At 28.4% G+C, this 25,383-nt stretch carries 13 protein-coding genes; 11 read left to right on the top strand and 2 right to left on the bottom strand.

Annotated features, from left to right (window positions below; genetic code table 11):
• Positions 1 to 680 precede the first annotated feature (680 nt).
• On the bottom strand, positions 681 to 1,364 hold the full coding sequence (locus CC89_RS13360; protein WP_035292877.1) for an ABC transporter ATP-binding protein: 684 nt from the start codon (positions 1,362 to 1,364) through the stop codon (positions 681 to 683).
• Between the two features lie 276 nt (positions 1,365 to 1,640).
• Between CC89_RS13360 and CC89_RS13355 the strand changes: the two genes are divergently transcribed.
• The 9 genes from CC89_RS13355 (at position 1,641) to CC89_RS13315 (ending at position 20,217) form a co-directional block, all read left to right on the top strand.
• Complete coding sequence (locus CC89_RS13355) at positions 1,641 to 4,151, top strand: ABC transporter permease (RefSeq protein ID WP_035292875.1); 2,511 nt, start codon at positions 1,641 to 1,643, stop codon at positions 4,149 to 4,151.
• 66 nt (positions 4,152 to 4,217) lie between these two features.
• Entirely contained in the window at positions 4,218 to 6,734 is a 2,517-nt protein-coding gene (locus CC89_RS13350; protein WP_035292874.1) for an ABC transporter permease, read from the top strand.
• Positions 6,735 to 6,899: 165 nt separating this feature from the next.
• Positions 6,900 to 9,410, top strand: a complete 2,511-nt coding sequence (locus tag CC89_RS13345; protein WP_035292872.1) for an ABC transporter permease — start codon at positions 6,900 to 6,902, stop codon at positions 9,408 to 9,410.
• A 206-nt stretch (positions 9,411 to 9,616) separates the two neighbouring features.
• Complete coding sequence (locus CC89_RS13340; protein ID WP_035292870.1) at positions 9,617 to 12,115, top strand: ABC transporter permease; 2,499 nt, start codon at positions 9,617 to 9,619, stop codon at positions 12,113 to 12,115.
• Positions 12,116 to 12,264: 149 nt separating this feature from the next.
• Entirely contained in the window at positions 12,265 to 14,781 is a 2,517-nt protein-coding gene (locus CC89_RS13335) for an ABC transporter permease (protein ID WP_035292868.1), read from the top strand.
• A gap of 163 nt (positions 14,782 to 14,944) precedes the next feature.
• On the top strand, positions 14,945 to 15,862 hold the full coding sequence (locus tag CC89_RS13330) for an ABC transporter ATP-binding protein (RefSeq protein ID WP_035292867.1): 918 nt from the start codon (positions 14,945 to 14,947) through the stop codon (positions 15,860 to 15,862).
• Position 15,863: 1 nt separating this feature from the next.
• Complete coding sequence (locus CC89_RS13325; RefSeq protein WP_035292866.1) at positions 15,864 to 17,039, top strand: ABC transporter permease; 1,176 nt, start codon at positions 15,864 to 15,866, stop codon at positions 17,037 to 17,039.
• Positions 17,040 to 17,079: 40 nt separating this feature from the next.
• Positions 17,080 to 18,312: a DUF2705 family protein gene (locus tag CC89_RS13320; RefSeq protein WP_035292865.1), complete on the top strand. Its 1,233-nt coding sequence runs from the start codon at positions 17,080 to 17,082 to the stop codon at positions 18,310 to 18,312.
• A 201-nt stretch (positions 18,313 to 18,513) separates the two neighbouring features.
• Complete coding sequence (locus tag CC89_RS13315) at positions 18,514 to 20,217, top strand: PD-(D/E)XK nuclease domain-containing ATP-binding protein (RefSeq protein WP_035292864.1); 1,704 nt, start codon at positions 18,514 to 18,516, stop codon at positions 20,215 to 20,217.
• Between the two features lie 113 nt (positions 20,218 to 20,330).
• On the opposite strand, the gene helD is transcribed toward CC89_RS13315, so the two are convergent.
• Positions 20,331 to 22,613: an RNA polymerase recycling motor HelD gene (gene helD, locus CC89_RS13310; RefSeq protein WP_035292863.1), complete on the bottom strand. Its 2,283-nt coding sequence runs from the start codon at positions 22,611 to 22,613 to the stop codon at positions 20,331 to 20,333.
• A gap of 616 nt (positions 22,614 to 23,229) precedes the next feature.
• Here helD and CC89_RS13305 point away from each other — a divergent pair.
• Both CC89_RS13305 and CC89_RS13300 read left to right on the top strand, forming a co-directional pair.
• The gene (locus CC89_RS13305) at positions 23,230 to 24,012 is read left to right on the top strand and encodes a nitroreductase family protein (protein WP_035292862.1); all 783 of its coding nucleotides are present in this window, start codon (positions 23,230 to 23,232) and stop codon (positions 24,010 to 24,012) included.
• Between the two features lie 161 nt (positions 24,013 to 24,173).
• Positions 24,174 to 25,349, top strand: coding sequence for a sensor histidine kinase (locus CC89_RS13300; protein WP_035292861.1), 1,176 nt, complete (start codon positions 24,174 to 24,176; stop codon positions 25,347 to 25,349).
• Positions 25,350 to 25,383 lie beyond the last annotated feature (34 nt).

Raw genomic sequence — 25,383 nt, 5'->3', positions numbered from 1 at the left:
TGATTGGTGGATAGGTTAATATAACAACTTTGTAAATAGTATATCATTGCAATATATACAATTCAATAATTTAAAAATATTGCAATAATTATTTTATGATTATCCCACAATAAGTATTACATTGCTTGAATTATGAAATTTCTCTGGAATGACTTGCATAAGAAGCGAAGGAACTATTTAAATTTAATTTTAGAAATTCTTCCTTTAGACAGATAAAATTATCGTAAGCCTGGCAAGGACGCCAGGCTAGCGAACCTGAGGCAGGACGCTGAATGTGAGCGTTAGATAATTTTATATGGCTAAAAGATTAGAATTTCTTAAATTAAATTTATTGTTCCTAGCTCTTATGCAAGTCATGGAGGAGAAATTTCATAATTCCATTACATTCTACCTTATTGTGGGTTAATCATTTTATAAGTTTTTGAAAATAGTTAAATAACATAGTTATAATGAAGAGTTTTTAGAAATAAAAAAGCTGGGGCTATCGTACTAAAAATAAATACTACAATATATTGTGTTAAGTTTAAACTTGCAAAACAGTATATTGTATGTAAATTTCTTAATGCGACAGCCCCAGTTTATGAAATATTAAAAGTACATATTATTCTAAAATTTTAATGGATGACAGTATGCTATTACAGGTTAGATTAAGTATTTTGTCATTAATACCTAAAAAATTCTTATGCAGTAGCCCTTTTATCATCCACTATTTCTCCATCTTTAAGGGTTATAATTCTATCTGCAAGGGAAGCTATTTTAGGGTCATGAGTTATCATTACAAGAGTTTGATTGTATTTTTTAATGGACATGGTTAAAAGCTCCAAAACTTCTTGGCTATTTTTAGTATCTAGATTTCCAGTAGGTTCATCTGCAAAGATTATTTTAGGTTTAGTAGCAAGAGCTCTGGCTATAGAGGCTCTTTGTTGTTGACCTCCAGATATTTCTCCTGGAAGATGCTTTTTTCTGTCCTCTAGTCCTAAGGTTTTTATAAGCTCATGTATATATTGTTCATCAATTTTTTTGCCATCCATAAGAAGAGGAAGTTTTATGTTTTCTTCAATAGTCAATATAGGAATTAAATTAAAAAATTGAAATATAAAACCTATATTTCTCCTTCTAAATCTTGAAAGCTCCTTTTCGCTCATTTCATGTATATCATGACCATCTATACGCACGTGCCCAGCAGATGGCTTGTCAAGACCTGCAAGGAGGTGTAAAAGAGTACTTTTTCCAGAGCCACTAGGCCCAATTATAGCAGTAAATTCTCCTTCTTTTATGACGATATCTGTAGGCTTTAGTGCTTTAACAGCAGCTTCCCCAAAGCCATAAGTTTTCTGAAGATATTCTGTTTTTAAAATTTCCATGGTAAAGCCCCCTTATAATAATTTTAAATTTACTTATACTTCAGTGCTATCTTACATATATTATTGCAAAGTTCTATAAAAATTAATATTTACAAAATGAAAATGTAGGTAACAAGTCCAATTTTTATATGTTGTAAAAATCTATATAAATACAAGAATTTTTGTTTATAAATATACAATTATTATATCATATAATGTTACATATATTAATTAATTTGATATGTAATTACTTAAATGTTAAAATATATAAAAGATTTTAAGAAAGAAGAGGGTTATATGAAAAGCTTTTGGGGGCTAATACCGAAATATTTAATCAAAAACAAGAAACGAAATTTCTTTGTGGCAGTAGGCATAATGCTGTCTATTTCTTTAATTGTATCTTTAAGCTTAGTTATTAGGAGTTTAAAAAAATCAGCATATGAGCGTTCAGTAGATGAGTCCGGTGGAGTATATGATAATATGTTTTTTACTTCAGATAAAAAAAGCTTAGATAAATTAGTTAAAGATCCGTTGGTGAACAAAATATCTATTTCATGTAAACTGGGAGAGTATAAAGTACCTAATTCTGAATATATTGTAAAAGTAAATGGCTACGATGAAAATATAAGAGAAATTCTTAACTTTAAACTAATTGAAGGAAATTTCCCTAAGAAAAATAACGAAATAGCTATACAAGATTGGGTTTTAAATGCTATGCCTAAAAAGTATAAAGTAGGAGATAAAATTAAATTGAATTTAGCTGTAGGTAACTCTGAAAATTCTAATATTGAAAAAGAGTTTATAATTTCAGGAATCTTTAGTTATAAGTTTAATAATTATTTATTAAAAAATATAGCAGTAGCTTATGTTCCTAGGAGTTATGCTGAGAGCATAGTGCCTTTAGAAGAAATTTCATATGAAGGATATTTTACTATAAAGCCAAATGAGCCTATTGAAAAAAGTTGTAACTCATTAGCATTTAGAGATGAATATAAAAGGATTAAATTTAACTTGAATATTTCAAAAATGTTTTTATTTAAATGTTATAAAATTATTGATTCTATAAGTATTATTCTATATGCAGTAATAAGTATTGTAGCTAGTGTAATAATTTATAATATATTTAATATGTCTATTACTGAAAGAACTAGAGAATTTGGTATGTTAAGGGCTGTAGGCGCTTCACCTGGTAAAATTAAAATACTTGTTCTAGGTGAAGGAGTTATTTTAGGATGTATATTTATTCCTTTAGGAATTGTTATAGGTAACTTTATAACTAGAAGTATTACTGTTTTAATAGCAGGTTACAAAGATATGTGGGGAATAATGAGTATTCCTAAAGAAGGCATTATAGCTTCCTTTATAGTGGGATTTTTATCAATTGTTTTTGGAAGCTATTTTCCAGCTAAAAAAGCATCTAAAATATCACCTATTGAGGCAATTAATTCAAATAATAACTTAAAATTAAAGGGTCAAAAAATAAAGGGAAATTTACAAGATAACAGTATAATAAGTAAAAAATTTGGATTTACATTAAATATGGCACGTTTGAATTTGAATAGAAATAAAAAGAAATTTATAACTACTGTAATTTCACTTAGTATAAGTATAATAATGTTTATGATTGTGAGTTATTTAATAAATAGTTGTGACTTTGTAAAAAATATTGAAAGAAGAATGGAAGGTGACTTTGTAATATCTACAGCATTGAAAGATTCAAATTATACATTATCGGATGAAGATGTAGAGTATATCGAAAGTATAAAAGGTGTAGATAAAGTAAATAAGGAGAAAAAGTTAACCTGTTCAATGGAGGTCCCCGAAAAGGTAATAACAGATGAAGGGTTTAAATTTCTTGCAGAGCGAAGTAAGTTAAATGCTAAAATAGCATATGATTTTTCAAAGCAAATATATTATTTTGATACGGAGGTAAAGGGACTTACACAAGAACAGTTAAACAGTACAAAGAAACATCTAATAAAAGGTAAAATTGATGAAGAAGAACTTCAAGATAAATCACTAGCTATTTTAGCGCAGAATTTAAATTATAGTAAGCATACTAAATTAAACGTAGGAGATAAAATAAAGTTAAATTATTATATTTATGATAAACAAAAAGAAAGCTTGGAAAGTAACACTAAAATTTTTACTATCGGAGCTATATTAAAGGATAATTACAAAACAGACGATTTTCAAATACACAATGTACTTATTATTAGTAATAAGATTTTTGAAAAATATCTTAAAAATAAAGATTATCAGAAGATAAAAATAATTCTAGGGAAAAATGCAAATTATGAAGAAATAGAAAAAAAATTAAAAAATAAGTATAAAAGTCATAGGGAGGTTACTGTAGAATCCTACAAGGAAGAAATAGAAAAAGCTAAAAAAAGTAGTTTGAAATTTTTACTCATAATGTATAGCTTTGTAGCTGTGGTAGCTATAGTCAGCATTACTAATTTAATTAATATTATGAGTATGAATATAATATTAAGAAAAAGAGAAATAGGAATGATGAGGGCAATAGGACTTGGGGAAGATGAAGTTAAAAGGATGATAAGGGAAGAAGGAATATTTTATGGAATAGCTTCTGCTTTTTGGGGAGCAATTATGGGAACAATATTTACTTATATAATTTTCTTAATTTCTAGAAGAATTCTTATAGCTGGAATGACCTGGAGTTTTCCTATAGGTACCATAGTGCTTGTGATTTTAGTTACTGTTGGAGTCTGTATATTAGCTTCAATCAATGCATCTAGAAGAGTATTTTCTTCTAGCATTGTTGATTCCATCAGAATGCAGGAGTAGCAAACAGCTGGGTTTATATCACTTTAATGGTAAAACATATAAGGAGGTTGAGAAAGAAGGGGCAATATGAAAAGCTTTTGGGGGATAATACCGAAATATTTAATTAAAAATAAGAAAAGAAATTTTTTTGTGGCAATAAGTATAGTATTATCTATTACATTAATAACTTCTTTGAGTGTTATGATATATGCTTTAAGAGACAATGAAAAGGCTCGCCTAATTGATGATATAGGGGGCTCATATGATGTAATTATGTATTATAGAAATGAGTACAGAAAAGACACGGAAAAATTAATAAAAGGCAATAATGATATTGTTGAAAATGAAACCACATTTATTTCTATGGGAAACAGTAAAATAAAAGATTCACAGTATTCTATTGATATTAATGGTTATGATAAAAAAGCTATAGATTTATTTAATTTTAAATTATTAAAAGGACATTATCCAGAAAAACCCAATGAAATAGCTTTAGAAAATTGGGTAGTTAAGAAAATTAAACCTAATCTTAAAATAGGTGATAAGGTAAATTTAAGTTCAATGCTAGTAAATGGGAAATATGATTTGAAGTTAAATAATGAATTTGTATTAGTTGGAATTTTTGATCATACATTTAATTATAATGTAGCAAAGAATATCGCCAAAGCGTATGTTTGTAAAGAGTTTGCCATGGATAAAGTTCCAGATAAATTTAAAAGTTATACTACTTATGTGGGATTTAAAGAAGGTATAGAGACGCAAGAGGGGTTTTATAAGATATCTTCTCAAGTAAATTTCGATAAAGCTACAGTTAGAATGAATATTGTTAAAAAGACATTAATTAATAGAATTAATTCATTGAAATTTATCGGTGTAGCTTTATATATAATAGTATCTATCATATCTAGTATATTAATTTGTAATATATTTAATACTTCTGTTATTCAGAGGATTAAGGAATTTGGAATGTTAAGGGCTATAGGTGCTTCTAGTTCTCACATAATAAGATTAGTTATTGGGGAAGGGTTTTTATTAGGATTAATATTTATACCCTTAAGTATTTTTATAGGTAATGTTGCGTCTAAAGGAGTTATGACTTTATTTTCTGGTTACAATTATTTTAAACACCTATTTAGAATACCTAATGAGACACTTATTTTATCTTTTATTTTTGGTTTTATATCAATATTTTTAGGAACATATTTTTCAGCTAAGAAAGCCTCTAAGGTATCTCCTATAGAAGCTGTAAACTCTAGTGGAAATTTTAAGCTTAAAGGTAATAGGCTTAAGGAAAAAATTTCTATTCTTAAAGAAAAAAGCAAGTTCACAAGGAATATGTCTAAAGTTAATATAAATAGAAACAGAAAAAAGTTCATATCCACTGTGGTTTCTTTGAGCATAAGTATAATACTTTTTATAGTAGTAAATTATATAATAAATTGTTCAAATCCAGAAAATACTTTAAAAAAACAGATGGGTGGAGATTTTGTTATAGCTTGTAACGACTTGGCTGGAGAAGCTTCATTAGAAGAGAAATATATAAGTGATATTGAAGAATTAAAAGGAGTAAAAAGCGTAATAAAGTCTAAAGAAACCAGTAATTTCATTAAAGTACAACCAGATAAAGTTACTGATGAGGGGATGAAACTATTACAACGGCAGAGTAGGCTGCAGCCAGAGATAAGTGAGGCATTAAAGAAGAATATTTATAAGTTTAATTGTGAAATAAGAGGGTATGATAAGAAGTTTTTAGAACAATTTAGAAGTAATCTTAAAGAAGGAAATATAAGTTTTGATAATTCTAAAGAAAAACCTATGGTTCTATTAGCGCAAAATTTAAATAATAATCATGTTACTAATTTAAAAGTGAAAGATTCAATAGAAATGGATATAGATGTGTATGAAAATAGAAAGTTTTTGTACAGAAATGTGGAACAATTTATAATTGGAAGCATACTGAAAGAGCATGTTATTAAGCCACAAGATGCTTCTTTAACTAATATTATAATTATGGACAATGAATTACTTAAAAAATATTTTAAAATTTCCGGCTACCAAAGAGTAAGAATAAATTTAGATAAACATGCAGATTATGATTATGTGGAAAACAAGTTAAAGGGTATAGTAAAGAATTCAAGAGGAGTAACTTTAACTTCTTATAAAGAAGAACTTGAAAAAATAAAAAAATCTCGTATTAAAACTGCTGTAATATTATATTCAATTATATTTACTGTAGCACTTGTAAGTATTGTAAATATATTTAATATAATGAGTATGAATGTTATGCTTAGAAAAAAAGAATTTGGCATGTTAAGAGCTATAGGTATGGCAAAGGATGAAGTGAACTCTATGATACGAAATGAGGGTCTGCTTTATGGCATATATTCAATCATTTGGGGAGTATCTTTAGGAATTCTATTCACTTATTTATTTTATGTGGCAACTAGAGGGACATTAATGGCAGGTATGGAATGGACAATATCTATATGGAATGTATTATGTACATCTCTTGCAGTGTTAGTTATATGCCTTCTTGCAGCTATAAACGCTTCAAGAAAAGTATATTCTGATAGTATAGTGGATTCCATAAGAGGAGTAGAATAAAAATAGGGAGTGCGAAGGGTTATTGCTTTTGCACTCTCTTTTTTTAATGTGTATTTAATATTTATAGTTATATATTGAGATTTTATTTGAAAATATTCATTATTTTGAATTTATATTACTATAATGTTAAAATATATAAAAGAGTTTAAGAAAGAGGGGGGCTATATGAAGAGTTTCTGGGGACTAATACCGAAATATTTAGTTAAAAACAAGAAAAGAAATTTCTTTGTGGCAGTAGGCATAATGCTGTCTATTTCTCTAATCGTATCTTTGAGCATAATGATTAAAAACTTAAAAGAATCATCATATAAGCAAATGATAGATGATTTCGGTGGTGTATATGATAATTTCTTTTTTACGGAAGATAAGAAAAGTTTGAATAAATTAGTGAAAGACCCACTTGTAGACAAAGTGTCTATATCATGTAAATTAGGAGAGTATAAGGTACCTAATTCCAAATACGTTTTAAGGGTAAATGGCTATGATGACAACATAGGAGAATTTCTTAATTTTAAGCTACTTGAAGGAAAATACCCTAAAAAAGATAATGAAATAGCCATAGAAGCTTGGGTTTTAAGTGCTATGCATAAAAAGTATAAAGTGGGAGATAAAATTAAGCTAAACTTAACTGTAGGCAGATTTAAAAAATTTAATATAGAAAAAGAATTTATAATTTCAGGAATTTTTGATTATAAATTTAATACCAATCAATTGAAAAACACTGCAATTGCATATGTTCCTAGAAGTTACGTTGAAGGCATAATGCCTTCAAAAGAAATTTTATATGAAGGGTATTTAAATGTAAATTCAGAGGAGTCTATTGAAAGAAATTGTAATTCACTGGCATTTAATGATGATTATAAAAATATAGAATTCCGCATAAATACTGCAAAAACATTTTTACTTAACGCCTATAAAGGTATTGATTTTATAAGCGTTATTCTTTATATAATAATAAGTATTGTGGCTAGTGTAATAATTTATAATATATTTAATATGTCCATAACAGAAAGAACTAGAGATTTTGGCATGTTAAGGGCTATAGGTGCTTCGCCAAGCAAAATAAAAATCCTTGTGCTAGGTGAAGGGTTTATTTTAGGATGTATATTTATTCCTTTAGGAATTATCATAGGAAATTTTACAATTCAAGGAATTACTAAATTAATAGCAGGTTATAAAGATGTGGGGGGAATTATGAACATTCCCAAAAGTGGCATTATAGCTTCTTTTATAGTTGGATTTTTCTCTATTATTTTAGGAAGCTATTTTCCAGCTAAAAAAGCATCTAAAATATCCCCTATGGAAGCAATTAATTCAAATAATAACTTGAAATTAAAGGGTAAAAAAATAAAAAGTAATTTACAGGATAGCACTGTGATAAGTAAAAAAATTGGATTTGCATCAAATATGGCACGTTTAAATTTAAATAGGAATAAAAAGAAATTTATAACTACTGTAATTTCACTTAGCATAAGTATAATAATGTTTATGGCTGTAACTTATTTAATAAATAGTTCTGATCCTATAAAGAATATTAAAAGCAAAATGGGAGGTGACTTTGTAATATCCACGCCTACAGATAAACCAGATTATGCATTATCTCATGAGGATATAGAGTATATTGAAAATATAAAAGGTGTAAATAAAATAAATAAGGAAAAGATGTCATGTGTTTCAATGCAAGTTCCCAAAGATACGGTAACGGAGGAAGGAATTAAAGTTCTTTCAAAAGAAAGCAATTTAAATTCAGCAGCCCAAGATGATTTTAAAAATCAAAGGTATAAGTTTAAAACAGAAGTAAAAGGGTTAACTGAGGAAGGATTAAAGAAGACAAAGGAGCAGCTAAAAGAGGGTAAAATTAATGAAAAGGAACTTCAAGAGAAACCTATGGTTATTTTGGCACAAAACTTAAATTATAGTAATTGTACAAAATTAAATATAGGAGACCATATAGAGTTAATTTGCCATGTATATGATAATGAAAAGAAGCGAACTGAAGTGAAAAATGAGACTTTTACTATTGCAGCCATATTAAAAGAAGATTATATGCCAGAAGATTCGCAAATTAAAAATGTGGTGATTGTCAGTGAGAAGGCTTTTGAAAAATATTTTAAAATTAAGGGGTATCAGAAGGTAAAGATAACATTAGGTAAAGAGGCAAATTATGAGGAAGTAGAAAAAAATTTGAAAAATAAATATAAGAGCAATAGAGGTGTTAATGTAACATCATATAAAGAAGAAGTAGAGGAGGCTAAGAAAAATTATTTAAAAATTTCACTTATAATGTACAGCTTTGTAGCAGTGGTGGCTATAGTCAGTATTATTAATTTAGTAAATATTATGAGTATGAATGTGTTATTGAGAAAGAGAGAAATAGGAATGATGCGGGCAATAGGGCTTGGAAAAGATGAAGTTAAAAAGATGATAAGAGCTGAGGGAATATTTTATGGTATATCCTCTGCATTTTGGGGAGGGATTACAGGAACAATTTTTACCTATATAGTTTTCTTAATTTCCAGAAAAAGTCTTACAGATGGAATGACTTGGAGTTTTCCTATAGGAACCATAGTGCTTGTGATTTTAGTTACTGTTGGAGTCTGTATATTAGCTTCAATCAATGCATCTAGAAGAGTATTTTCTTCTAGTATTATTGATTCCATAAGGATACAGGAGTAGCAAACAAAGGATAGTAAATTCCATAAGAATTATAGAGTAGAGAAATAGGAAGTGTGAAGGTTTATTGCTTTTACACTTCTTTTTTTTAATGTGTATTGAATATTTGTAGTTATATATTGAGATTTTATTTGAAAATGTTTGTTATTTTGAAGTTATATTATTTTAATGGTAAAATATATAAAAGGGTTTAAGAAAGAGGGGGACATATGAAGAGTTTTTGGGGGCTAATACCGAAATACATGTTTAAAAGTAAAAAGAGAGTATGGTTTATAGCTATAGGGCTCATAGTATCTACAATTTTAATTACATCCATAGGAATTATTACTAGAAAAATTGAAAAAGCCCAATGGCAGCATGTAAAAAATTCCATAGGTGGAATACAAGATGTAACTATATCATCACCTAATTTTAAAAAGTTAAAAGATATAAATAAAAATGAAAATATAGACAAGTACACTATATCTTTAGAACTAGGGAAAGCTGAAATACCGAGCTCTTCTTATCAAATGAACATTACTGGATATGATAAAAGGTCAAGGGATATATTAAATTTTCAGTTAATAGAAGGAAGATATCCTCAGAAAGAAAACGAAATTGCTCTAGAGCAGTGGGTGGTTAATAAGTTACCTTCTAATCCCAAGATAGGAGACAAAATAAAAATACCTTCTAAGTTAGATTACAGAACTGCCATGAAAAATCAGACTTTTGAAAGGGATAATGAATTTATATTAGTAGGTACTTTTAGTTACATATTTGACTTTAATGTTGAAAAAAGTGCAAAGGCCTACGTTACTAGGGAATATGTAGAAAAATCGCTGCCTGATATAGCAAAAAACTATAAAGAATACTTAATTTTTAAGCCAGGCATAGATATGGAAAATGGATTTAATTCTTTAAGTTTTAAAAATGATTCCTATAACGAAAGTATGTTATTAAATTATGATAAAAAAAGCTTTTTATCTTTTATGAAGTTCATAAAAACAATAAATACAGCTTTATATATAATTATCATAATTATGGCAAGCGTATTAATATATAATTTATTTAATATTTCTATAATAGAGAGAATAAAAGACTTTGGAGTGCTTAGGGCTATAGGGGCAGAACCTAATCAAATAATAACTTTAATATTAGGCGAAGGTATTGTTTTAGGAATTATATTTATACCTATAGGTATTGTAGCTGGATATATAGTAACATCAATGCTTGTCAATATAATATCAGGATATGGACTTATGACTATAGAAGTATATAAACAGGATGTTATATGTTGTTTAATTGTGGGTTTTATTTCCATATTAGTAGGTTCTTATTTCCCGGCAAGACAAGCTTCTAAAATATCACCGATGGTGGCTATAAATTCAAATAGTAATCTTAAGTTGAACGGTGCAGCTATAAAAAATAATAAAAATAGTAGAGTATATAACAAACTGGGATTTACAGGTAAATTGGCATATACAAACCTAAAGAGAAATAAAAAGAAATTTGTAACTACAATAATATCAATAGGTATGAGTTTAACTTTAATTATATTAGTAAATTATTTTACTGGAATATATAATCCTGTAAATGAGATAAAAAGAAATCTAGGTGGGGATTTTTCTATAGTGAATACATCTAGAAATTATAATGACTCTTTAGAAAAAAGCCATATAAAAGATATTAAAAATCTAAAGGGTATAAAAAATGTAAATGCAATTAAAGAAATAGAAGATGTTACTATGGAAGTTAAAAAAGAAAATATAACTGATAAAGGGATTAAATATTTAGAAAATCTAAGTAAAGGAAATAAATATACAGAGCGGAGTTTTAAAAATGGAAAGTATTATTTTATAGGCGAAAAATTAAATGGATATGACAGTATACATTTGAAAGAGATATTATCCCATGTTAAAGGTAAAAAAATAAGTTTAGATAATATGGATAGAGGACCATTAGTAGTTGTGCCAGAGAGAGAATATACGAGCTTTAAGCCAGGAGATAAAATAGATATAACTATCTCCAGGTACAGTAATAAAGGAGAATATATAGGAAATAAAATACAAAAAGTTACTATAGCAGGAGTTTTAGATAAAGAATATAGTAAAGATATAGGATACAAAATTATTATGAGCAATAATGCAATAGAAAAATATTTTAAAATCAATGCTTATCAAAATATTCAAGTATCTATTACAAGCTCAAGATATTATGAGCAGGTAAACGAAAAGCTTAATAGCTTTATAAAACATTATCCTAAAGTTCAAGTAAAGTCTTTTAAACAAGAGTTATCTAAAGCAAAAAAATCAAAAATGGAGATATATTTAGTTGCATATAGTTTTGTATTGATTGCATCTTTAGTAAGTATAGTGAATGTAATTAGTGTTATGAATACAAATATATTTATGAGAAAAAGTGAATTTGGTATGTTTAGAGCTATTGGTATGGAGAATAATCAAATAAGAAGGATGGTTATAGATGAAGGAGTTTTTTATGGTATAGCTTCGGTAATTTTAGGTGTAACTATAGGATTAATATTTTCTGCCGCAGCAACATTTTTAGTTAATAAATTAATAGGATATAACGCACTTAAATGGGGCTTTTCATCTATTCCATTAATATTACTTTCAATAGCTACTATTGGAGTATGTGTATTATCATCTATATTTCCTTCAAGGCAGATTGTGAAAGGGAGCATAGTAGATTCTATAAGAACTGTGGAATAATTAATGGAAGTGTGAGGGTTTATTGCTTTTGCACTTCTTTTTTTTTATGTGTATTGAATATTTATATATCATTTAAATACAGGTAATATTTTGAATTTGTTTTAGTTAAATGGTAAAATATATAAAAGGGTTTAGAAAGAGGGGGGCATATGAAGAGTTTCTGGGGACTAATACCGAAATATTTAGTTAAAAACAAGAAGAGAAATTTCTTTGTGGCAATAAGTATAGTAATATCCATAACTTTAATAACTTCATTAAGTGTAATGCTTTCTACTTTAAAGGAGAATACAAAGGCTCGTTTAATTGATGATAGGGGCGGAGCATATGATGTAATTATGGATTATAAAAATCAATACAAAAAAGAAGCAGAAGAATTGTGCAAAAATAATAGTAGTATTATTGAAAATTCAACCACATTTGTTTCTATGGGAAACAGTAAAATAAAAGATTCACAGTATTCTATTGATATTAATGGTTATGATAGAAAAGCTATAGATTTATTTAATTTTAAATTATTAAAAGGACGTTATCCAGAAAAACCTAATGAAATAGCTTTAGAAAATTGGGTAGTTAAAAAAATTAATCCTAATCTTGAAATAGGTGATAATATAAAATTAAACTTTAGATTAGGTGAGGGCAAGGAACAGCTGGAATTAAATAATGAATTTGTGCTAGTTGGAACTTTTGCTCACACATTTAATCATAACACATTGAAAAATACTGCTAAAGCGTATATCTGTAAAGATTTTGCCTTAGATAAGGTACCAAATAAATTTAGAAATTTTACTACTTATGTAAAGTTTAAAGAAAATATAGAACAGCAAAAGGGTTTTGATAAATTATGTTTACAGGCGGATCTAGAAAAAATTGCTATTGTTATAGATAGTATTAAACAATTTATGATGAAAGACATTAAAATATTAAAATTTATAAGTATAGTTTTATATACTATAGTATCTATCATATCTAGCATACTAATTTGTAATATATTTAATACGTCTATTCTTCAGAGAAATAAGGAATTTGGGATGCTTAGGGCTATAGGGGCTTCCAGTTCACACATAATAAAATTAGTTATGGGAGAGGGATTTTTACTAGGATTAATATTTATACCTTTAAGTATTTTTATTGGAAATTTTGTTTCTAAAGGAGCTATGACGTTATTTTCTGGTGATAATTATTTTAAATATTTATTTAGAATACCCAAGGAGGCGATTATCCTATCTTTTATTTTTGGTTTTATATCAATATTTTTGGGGACATATTTTTCTGCTAAGAAAGCCTCCAAGGTTTCTCCTATAGAAGCTATAAATTCTAGTAAAAATTTTAAGCTTAAAGAGGGTAGGTTGAAAGATAAAAACTCTATTCTTAATGAAAAAAGTAAATTTACAAGGAACATGTCAAAAGTTAATATCAATAGGAACAGAAAAAAATTTATATCCACTGTAGTTTCTTTGAGTATAAGTATAATACTTTTTATGTTGGTAAATTATATAATAAATTGTTCGGATCCAGCAAGCACTTTAAAGAAAAAGATGGGTGGAGATTTTGTTATAGCTTGCAATGATTCATTTGAGCAAGCTTCAATAGAGCAAAAATATGTAAGGGATATGGAAAATTTAAAAGGAGTAAAAAACGTAGTAAAATCTAAAGAAACTAGTAATTTTATGATAGTACCATCAAATAAGATTACTGAAGAGGGAATCAAACTTCTAAAAAAATGGAGTAAACAATTCTCATATGTAAAAGAAAATTTAAATAAGAATATTTATACCTTTAAGTGTGAAGTACAAGGGTATGATAGAGAGGTTTTAGAAAAATTTAAAAACAGCATAGAAGAAGGAAATGTAGATTTTGATAATTTGAAAAAAAAACCTATGGTTTTATTAGCTCAAAACTTAAATAATAATAATGTTACTACTTTTAAAGTTGGAGATGCCGTAGAGATGAAAATACAAATATATGAAAATAAAGTACCTATATATATGAATGAACAAAAATTTATAGTTGGAGGTATACTTAAAGATGATGCAATTGTACCACAAGATGGTGCTATAACCACTACTATAATCATGGATAATGAATTACTTGAAGAAAATTTTAACGTTCTAGGCTACCAAAGAGTAAGGATAAGCTTAGATAAGCACGGAGATTATGGTTATGTGGAAAACAAGTTAAAGGATATAGTAAAGAATTCAAGAGGAGTATCTTTAACTTCCTATAAGGAAGAACTTGAAAAAATAAAAAAATCTCGTATTAAAACTGCTGTAATATTATATTCAATTATATTTATTGTAGCACTTGTAAGTATTATAAACATATTTAATATAATGAGTATGAATGTAATGCTTAGGAAAAAAGAATTTGGAATGCTAAGGGCTATAGGAATGGCAAAGGATGAGGTGAACTCTATGATACGAAATGAGGGGCTAATTTATGGCATATATTCAACCATTTGGGGAGTATCTTTAGGAATCCTATTCACTTATTTATTTTACGTGGCAACTAGAAAAGTATTAATGGAAGGCATGGAATGGACAATATCTATATGGAATGTATTATGTACATCTCTTGCAGTGTTAGTTATATGCCTTCTTGCAGCTATAAACGCTTCAAGAAAAGTATATTCTGATAGTATAGTGGATTCCATAAGAGGAGTAGAATAAAAGTAGGGAGTGTGAAGGGTTATTGCTTTTGCACTCTCTTTTTAGTGTATATTTTATATTTACGGTTATATAGAGAAACTATTTGAAAATATTCATTATTTTGAATTTATATTATCTTAATGGTAAAATATATAAAAGGTTTAAGAAAGAAGGGGGAAGTTTTATGAGCACGGTATTAGAACTTAAAGATGTTCACAAATCATTTGGAAAAACAGAGATAATAAAGGGCATAAGTTTTGATGTAAATGAGGGGGAGATATACGGATTTCTTGGAGCTAATGGAGCAGGAAAAACCACAACAATAAGGATGATAGTGGGACTTATTAAACCTACATCTGGAAATATTTACATAAATGGACATGATGTGCAAAAGGATTTTGTAAAGGCTATTAGTTCTGTAGGGTGTATTGTGGAAAATCCAGATATGTACTTGGATTTTACTGGAAGAGAAAACTTAAATATGTTTGCAAAGCTTTATGGGAACGTGAAGAAAGAGAGGATAGATGAAGTTATTGAGATTATTGGACTAAAGGACAGAATAGATGATAAGGTTAAGAAATATTCTCTTGGAATGAAGCAGCGTTTAGGACTTGGGCAAGCTCTTTTACCTAATCCAAAGCTTTTAATATTAGATGAGCCTACTAATGGACTTGACCCAATTGGAATTGTGGATTTTAGAAACATAGTTAAAAATCTAGTTAAAGAAAATAATACTGCAGTATTTATATCTTCACATATTTTAGGGGAGATAGAGCAGCTTTGTGATAAGGTGGCATTTATTGATTATGGAGTGATCAAATCTGTAGAACTTACAAATGATCTTCACTTAAAGGATAAGGAAAAAATTCAGCTTAAGGTAAGGCATGAGGATATAGAAAGAGTTAAGAATATTCTGAAAGACAATAGCTTTGTTAAAAATATTGAGACACTGGAGGATAAATTAATATTAACTACTGACAAGGACTGCTATTCCATGCTCATTACTGTTCTATCCACTAAAGGCATTGAGATATTGGACATTAATAGAGTACATGGAAATCTAGAAAATAGATTTATGGAAATAGCAAAAGGGGGCAAATAACTTGGATTTTTTTAAGGTAGAAATTTATAAAATCTTAAAAAATAAGAAATATTTAATTTTTCTTATAGGGCTCTTAGTTTTATTTATCTTTAAAACCTACGGGTTATATGGGGATGCGAAAAGTGAAAGACCTGAGATAAAAATTAAGAACAACGAAAAGCTTCTAGTGGAGTATAAGGCAAAATTAAAGGAAGATGGTATTAAAGATGAGAAAATAAAAACCTATAAGCTTAAGATAAAGAGCTTGGAAAGAGAAAATAAGGAGCTTTCAGAGGAGATAAAAAACCCTAACTATAATTGGAAAGAAAAGCTTAAAAACAAAAACAAAGCCTTAAAAAAGGAAAGAGAAGATTATAAAATAGCTCTGGACTATAATGCCATTGAGAGGATAAATGGTGAGATTCTTCTAAATGATCATTTACTAAAAGAGAATATGGAGCCTCAGCCCTTATACAAAATTTATTCCTTTAGGGATATGAAAAACCTTATGGGATTTATTAATGTGATTTTTCTACCACTTTTAATAATAATATTAACTTATGATAGTGTAAGCTCTGAGATGCAGTATTCCACCATAAAATTAGCTATAACAAAACCCATAGGAAGAGTGAGATTTATAATAACAAAATTTTTAAGTGGATTTTTAGTTTCTATTCTAACAGTTTTTATTATTGAATTTTTAATGTTTGTAATTATAGGGTTGATATTTAATAGGGGAAATCCATCCTATCCCGTAGTTATTGGGACGAAATATCATGTGGATGAATTAGAAAGGGTTACAGCTATTATAGGTAGTTCTTATATAGTTCCAGTATATAAATACCTTATTCAGTTACTTCTTTTGCAGCTTATGTGTATTTTTGTATATTGTAGCTTTGGAATATTAATATCTACATTATTTAAAAACAATGTGGCAAGTTTAATGGTAAGTTCAATAATAATATTTTGTTTAAATATGGCAACCTTCATATTGCCTCAGGAGTCCTTATCAAAAATATATCCCTATTTATTCACCACCTATGGAGATGGAAAGTCCTTAATTGAAGGGGTCATAAATTTAAATCTAAATTCTACAAATATAAATATACCTTTAGGGGTTTTAGTTTGCATATTGTGGGGAGCTGTTTTTTTAGTTACAGCCTCTAGTTATTTTAAGAAAAAGGATATTGTAATTTAGATTAGCTGTAGTGGCATTTAAATTAGATTGGGGGAACTTTATGTTTACACTTATGGGCATTGAGTTTAAGAAATTTATAAGAAATAAGAAATTTTTAGTTGGGTTAGCCTTTTTAATTGCAATTTTTATTTTGATGTTTTTTTTAATAGTGTGTGTAAGGCCTAAAAGAGTTGGGGTAAAAAATACTATAGATAAAATGCAAAAGTATGTTAATGAATTAGAAGAGAAAGGAAATCAAGAAAAGGATAAAGAGGCAGTTGCTGTTAGTAGTGCTTATGATAAATTATTGAAAGAGGGAAAAGAATTTTTAGAAGTTGAAAAAATGAAAGCTGACCCGAATATTCCTTGGAGGAAGAAAGTTGAGAGGGATATTAAATCTTCACAAGATAACTTAAAGAGAAATAGCGAGCTTCATCCTGATGCTGAGCATTCAGAGCTATCTAATATTCGCTTAAAAAAGTACTATTTAGATCATAATATACCATATGATTATGATGATAAGATAACTGCATTTAATAATTTCCCAGATACAATTAGAATAATAGGAACTTTCGGACTTTTTATTATAGTGGGAGTAATGGCCTCTAATGTGGTTTCAGGAGAAAATAAGCCTGCCACTATAAAGCTTTTGCTTACAAAACCTATTAAAAGGTGGAAGGTAATACTAAGTAAATTCATAGTGGCCGTAGTAACTGTGAATTTAATGATTTTACTTTTAGAATTTATCTATTTTATTTTGGTAGGGTTAATATTCGGATTTGGAGATGCTTCTTTGCCATTTTTGGGGGAGGTAAAATACAGAATTGTAGATGCTATTCGTATTAAAGAATTAAGAGGCGCTATAGTTCCAGAGATAGGTAGCGGGGTTTTGATTTCCCAAGGAAGCTTAATTGTAAAGATGCTAATACTTCAAGTTTTAGGTGTAACTTCCACTATAGCCTTTTGTTTTCTCATGGCTGTAGTAATTAAAAATCCAAACAATTCCATGATACTTTCCTTAATTTTAATAGCATTTACCCATGCTATTTTCAATATAAAGGTTAATGATTATTCTATGCAACGATTAAGCCCCGCTACAGTACTAGACCGGATTTTAGCATTTCTATTTCCAATTTACCATAATAGTATTTATGTTGTAAGTGGCGGTATAAATAGGGTGCTGGCGGTGGATTTTATAACATTTAAATTCTCAGTTATACTTCTTTTAGTGTGGATTGGAGTATGCTATGGAATAACTCATGTGGTGTTTGTGAAAAAAGATGTGGTAGCGTAATAACAACGTGTATCATTAATTGATTTATGACTTAAAATATTTATACTATAAGAGTTGTGGAATAGGCAATATATAATTGATTTCATCAGAACTGTGGAATAGGCAATGGATAATAAAAAAGTATGATAAATATTAACTGAATTTGGTATAATGTAAGTAAGGGTCACAAATGAAGTTATAATTATAAAAAGGGTGAGTTAAATGAATGTTAAAATCCCATATGGAGAATCAGATTTTGAAAAAGTAGTAACGGAAAACTATTTATATGTAGATAAAACAAAATATATAGAATTGTTAGAGAATGATGCATCATATGAATTTTTTATTAGACCTAGAAGATTTGGAAAGAGCTTATTTTTGTCAATGCTTCGCAATTATTATGATATTAATCAAAAGGATAGGTTTGAGGAGTTATTTGGAAATTTATATATAGGGAGTAATCCTACAGAAAAAAGAAATTCTTATTTAATTTTAAAATTAGATTTTTCAAACATAAAAACTTTTGGGGGAAAAGAGGAGCTTATTGAGAGTTTTGATGAGCGGGTTATAGAATCAGTAAAAGATTTTTTCATTAGATATTATAATATATTAGATTGTAAAAATGATAAACTTCAATTTAATAATTCTATAGGAGCGATAAATTTTGCTGCGTCAATGACTTCTAATGTAGGTAAGAAAATATTTGTTTTAATAGATGAGTATGATAACTTTGCTAATGATTTGATTACAACTAATGAAGAACTTTATTATGATATAATTTCTAGTCAAGGATATATAAGAACTTTTTATAAAGCGTTGAAGGCACTAACTACAACTACTGTAGATAGAATATTTATGACGGGAGTTAGTCCAATATTATTAGATGATTTAACTAGTGGTTTTAATATAACTAAAAATCTTACATTAGAAAAAATGTACAATGAAATGATGGGGTTTACTCTACCTGAATTGGAGACATTAATGGAAAGGTTATGTTTGTTTAATATATTCAGCAGGGATATCTTAATTGATGATATGAAACAATATTATAATGGATATCTTTTTAGTGAAGATAGTAAACAGCGTCTTTTTAATCCTAATATGGTATTATACTTTTTTGATAATCTAGTAAGATATAATAAGTATCCAAAGAATATGTTAGATTTAAATATAAAAACAGATTATAAGAAATTAGAAACATTAGCATTTAATTTTAAAGACGAAGAAACTATTGAAACTATTTTAGCTGAAGGTCAAATAGAAACTACTTTAGTTCAAAGATTTAATTTAGAATATATGTATGATAGAAAAGAAAACTTTGTTTCATTACTTTTTTATATGGGAATGTTAACTATTAAAGAATCTTTTCTGGGGGATGTTACATTAGTAATTCCTAATATAGCTATGAGGGAAATATATTGGGAGTATTTTAAATTAAAACTTGCGGAGACACATAAACTAGATATAGATAATAAAAAAATTAAAGCCGCAATAAATGAAATGGCTGTAAAGGGAAATTGCAATAAATTTATACAATGTCTAAAGAAAAGTTTAGAAAGTCTTTCTAATAGGGACTTAGTTAAATTTGATGAAAAGCATATTAAAATTTTGATATTATCTATTTTTATGAACAATATATATATTGCTAATAGCGAGTATGAGGTTGAAGAGGGCTTCATTGATATATTATTGTCCAAGAATAAAGCTTTTGCAGAAAGTATAAATTATGAATGGCTTATAGAACTAAAGTATATAAAGGAAAAGGATAGAAATGCATTTGATAAAATTAAATCAGAAGGATTAAAGCAAATTAGTAAATATAAAAATAGTGATAAATTAAGAAAGACTTTTAATTTGGATAATATGAAAAAACTCTTGATAGTTGTTGTTGGTAAAAAGGATGTTTATGTGGAAGAGGAAATTTAGAATAATAAAAGGCTAGTACATTATAAAGTAAATACTACAATAGGTTGTTCGGTACTTTAATCTATGGAACAACCATATTGTATGTAAGATACTTAATGTAATAGCCTTTGTTTTTAAATTGGCAGTATTTTAGTCTTTTCTCCAAGAGAATAAATGTAAAGTTCGTGTAGGGGTCTGGTCATGGCTACGTAAAGAAGTTTTACATCTAATTCACTTTCTGTGTACATATCCTTTGATGCATTAGCAATTATAGCCACATCAAATTCCAAGCCCTTTGCAAGATAGCAGGGAATTAATACTATTCCACCGGGATAGTCCTTTTCCTTACCGGTTATTACAGAAACCTTTTTCTTTTCTTTTAATAGGGATTTTAGTTTTATGCATTCATCTAATGTTTTACATATTATAGCCATGGATTTATATTCACTTTGGAGCAGTTTTTCTATTTTATCATCAATATCCTTGGCAATATTCTTAAGAGAATCCTTTTCAAAAACCTTAACCTCATCACCATGACGTATTACAGGCTTGGCCTTCGGAAGGCGAGGATCGTTTAGTCCTCCTATAACTTCACTGGCTGCATTCATTATTTCAATGGTGGTTCTGTAACTTTGCTCTAGGCAAAGATGGCTTGAATTTTCATCTGTAAATATATATTTTGCTACATCATTCCAATCATGGATTCCTCTGTAGCTATATATACCTTGACATAGGTCTCCAAGTATTGTAAAGGAGCTACTGTTTACTATTTTCTTAAGTACATAAAGCTGAAATAAACTAAAGTCTTGTGCTTCATCAATTACAATGTGCCTTAAATTTATTTTTTCACTGAGACCATATACTGATATGGAGATGTACATTAGCGGTGATAAGTCTTCCACTTCTATATTCTTATTCTTTAAGTTTTCAAGGGAGTAATCTTTTATGTAATCTATAAGTTCGCACATTGATTCATCGGTATTTAATTTAGATAAATTTATTAAGAAATTTTCATAGTATTGCCATACAGATCTTTTAGGAATTTTTGAAGTATAATCTTTTATAACAGTTTTAAGTCCTTTTTTGATATTTAAAAGTAGATTATCTCGTTCATCTATAATCTCAATTATTTGAGATCTTCTCTCTGGGCAATCACCCATGGAAGCTCTAACTTTGTCTAGCTTCCATTCATATTCTTTATCTACACGATCTAATATTTTATCCCTTTGATATTTCACCCTATTTATCATGCTTTTCTTTATTTCATTAATTCTCTTGGAAAAAGGTAGATAGCTATAATCCTTTATGAAGAGTTTTTGAATCTCTTTGTAGGTGAAAAGCACAAAGTCATGTACTTTGAAATCTTCTTTAGGGATATAATGGTATTCTATATATTTTAAATATTTATTGAGAAGCTCTTTAAATTCTAATGAAGATTTAAAACATGAGGCTTCAATAATATTATTGTTTTCTTTAGATTTTTTGTCTGAATAATTTTCTATTATGGTAGATAGCTTTTCGTGAGGTGATTTCAAGCTAGGTTTTTTGCCTATGTTTTTTCCTATTACATTAAAAGCAAAGTCTTCAAAAGTGGTTTGTGTTACATTCTCTACACCAAGCTCTGGTAGAACCTCTGATATATAACTTAAAAAGAATCTATTTGGGGCTATTATCATAAAGTTTTCTGGTTTTAATGTTTTTTCATAGTTATACATAAGATAGGCAATCCTATGTAAAGCTATAGTAGTTTTTCCACCACCAGCGGCCCCTTGTACTATAAGAGGTTTCCACATATCTGCTCTAATAACCTGATTTTGTTCTGATTGGATTGTGGATACAATATCTTTTAGTCTATTATCTTTATTGGAGCCAAGCGCAGCTTGAAGAAAGTCATCATTGGTGGTTATGTCTATATCAAAAATTTCTTTAAGACAGGCATTTTCTATGGTGTATTGCCTTTTTAGAGATATATCCCCATGTATATCCCCATCGGGACAATTATAGCTGGCTTCTCCCAGTCTGCCTTCATAGTAAAGATTGGCCACAGGTGACCGCCAATCTACAATTAAAAATTCTCCGGTTTTTTCATCGAGAAGAGACATTTTACCTATATAGTATTTACCTATTTTGTCCAGACCTTCTTCAGTAAAATCTATTCTAGCAAAATAAGGCTTAGAAAGACTTCTACTGATATTTTTAAGTCTAGACTTCATGCTAACTTGAAGAGCTTCATTTATAACAAGCTCATTGAACTGCTCGGCATTGTCTGAGTTATAATGACTTGTGCTGTATTCAACAGCTTCATCAATTCTTTTCTTTTGTTTACTTATAATCTCATCAAAGTTTTTTAAGTAATTAAGAGTTGTATCTAGTTTTTTACACTCATTTTTATAATCTGGATGTTCAAAAGCAGGCATATCATTATCCTCCAATTTAGGCACATTCAAATAAATAACAAGTCAGTATGCTAGTCTATTTTGCGTCATACTGCATCAGCAGAACCCACCGAGAGTTCCTACTATCGGAGGAACCTGCTTCCTTGTCTGACACAAAATATACAAGCATCTTTCACATGTTATTTCTTTTCATGTACCTTACTAAAATTTTTTTGGAACTGAGAATTTTAGTGTTGGGTTTTAACAAGGCATATTTTATTATATTAGAATACGGTTCAAAAAGGAAATAAATAATAGGGTCGTTGTATAGTGGCAAAACAAATATAAATAAAAAAACTCATTATTTTGAGAAATTTCTAAAATTTCCTTGACAACCTTACGTTTTTTTTATATAGTATATATATAAATTTTAAATGAAATAATATAGCATAGGGCATAAGTACCCTAAAATAATTTAGAAGATGTACTACATAATGTAGTATTCATTATCGCTTAGATTATAAAATATAATAGAAAATATCCGTAAAAGTACGTAGAACAAATGGTTATGTATATAAATAAGGTTTTCTGAAAAGTTAGTGACTTTCTAGAGCCTTTTTTTATTTTAGGCACAGTTAAATAAATTGGGGGTGTATTTATGAATGAAGTTTTAAGTGTAATAAAGAACAGGACATCTCTTAGAAAATATGACAAAAAAGAAATAAGGGAAGAACATTTAAATGAAGTATTAGAGGGTGCCATGAGAGCTCCTACTGCTGGAAATATGATGTTTTATTCTATACTTGTAATTAAGGATAAGGAGAAAAAGGAGATTTTAAGCAAAACTTGTGACAATCAGCCATTTATAGCTTCAGCACCAGTAGTACTTATATTTCTTGCAGATTTGCAAAGACAGTATGATTATTATGAGGCCAGTGGAGTAGAGGAATATTGCCATAAGAATAATATGGACTATACAGCGCCAGGAAAGGGAGACTTTTTACTAGGCTGTTCTGATGCGTTAATAGCAGCACAGAATGCAGTAATAACTGCAGAAGCTTTGGGTATAGGGTCTTGCTACATAGGAGATGTTATGGAGAACTATGAAAAGCATAGAGAGATATTAAATCTTCCAGACTATACTTTCCCTATATGCATGCTTGCATTAGGCTATTATGAAGAAGATGCTAAAAAAATAATAAAGCCAAGATTTGATAAAAAGTACATTGTATTTGATGAGGAATATAAAAGATTAAACAGGGAAGAAGTTAAAGAAATGTATAGAGAAAATGAAAAGTTTGTGGTTAAGGGAAATAAATTTAATGCTGATAATTTTGGACAGTTAATTTATGGAAGGAAATCTGGGTCAAATTTTATGAAAGAGATGAATAGATCCGTTGAAGCTGCATTGAAATTTTGGGATGCTCATAAAATAAAATAATTTATTAATATAAACCAGAAATTCACCAAAGTAATGTGGGTTTCTGGTTTTTTTATTAAATTAATTTTGAAATTATTTTAAGTAATTGTAGAAATATTTTAAAAAAGATGATTAAATTAATATGTGTTTCAAAATTATAGAGGAAAGTTTGGAAGGTAAAAATGGAGAGAAAAAAATTACTATTAATAGTTAGATATGCTGCTATTGCACTTTTAATAGCAGGAATTGTAGGATTTCAAAAGAATAATGTAAAAATAGATACGGTTATTTTAATTCTTTTATTTACAATAAATAATCAAATTAGATTTTTTATACTCAGTCATAAGGAAAAGTTTGTTTTTATATCTTTAATATTAGAGTGCAGTATGGCATACTTTGGTTATAGAAATTATGGTGGCATGGTATTCTTTTATTTCTTTAATGCTGCTTTAGATAGTATTGTACTTATAAAAAGTCAAATTTTATCTTGGATAAGCTGTGGTATAACAATAAGTACGATGATTATAACAGGGTATTATTTAAATTTTAGTGAGATGATATCTATAAGTTCTGCATTAATAACATTATCCATATTAGCTGGATACATTAAAGAAGAGAATTACGGGAAATTGAAAGCACAAAATTTATATGACAAATTGAGAATTTCAGAAGAGAAACTTAAAAAAGCTAATAGTGATTTAGAAAGTTATGCCAAATCTATAGAGGAGTTAACGGTGCTTCGAGAAAGAAATAGAATATCTAGGGAGATACATGATAGTGTAGGTCATAGTATTTCTACTATGATAATACAACTGGGTGCTATAGAAAAAATAGCCCAAAAGGATGCAATGGCAGCAGCTTTAATGGCTAAAAACTTAGGTGAATTTGCAAAAAACAGCCTTCAAGAAGTTAGGATGGCAGTTAGAGAGTTAAAGCCAATAGAATTTGATAAATATGAAGGTATATTAGCAGTAGAGGCACTGATTAAAAATTTTCAAAAACTCACAGGTATAGAAGTGAAGTTAGGATTTACTAAAGATAAGTGGAGCTTAAATTCTGATAAATGTTTTGTCATATATAGAATAGTCCAAGAATTTCTTTCTAATTCCTTGCGTCATGGAAAGGCAACCAAGGTTAATATATTTATGAATTTTAATCTAGAAAGCTTGGTTATAACTTTGCAGGACAATGGCGTTGGGGCAGAGTATATAGAAAAAGGAGTTGGACTTAAAAGTATATGGGAAAGAGTAGGAGAATTAGGCGGAAACGTGTCATACAATAGTAAAAAAGGTGAGGGATTTCTTTTAAAGGTTGTGCTATATCAAACAGATACCTACTGTAATACTCCAAGGAGTTAATGGTAGCTGCGTTGTTGAATAACAATTTTTAAGT

It is taken from the genome of Clostridium sp. KNHs214 (assembly GCF_000744935.1).
In the GTDB taxonomy this organism is placed as follows: Bacteria; Bacillota; Clostridia; order Clostridiales; family Clostridiaceae; genus Haloimpatiens.
The sequence above is the reverse complement of the archived record's forward strand: the minus strand, read 5'-3'. Positions and strand labels throughout refer to the sequence as shown.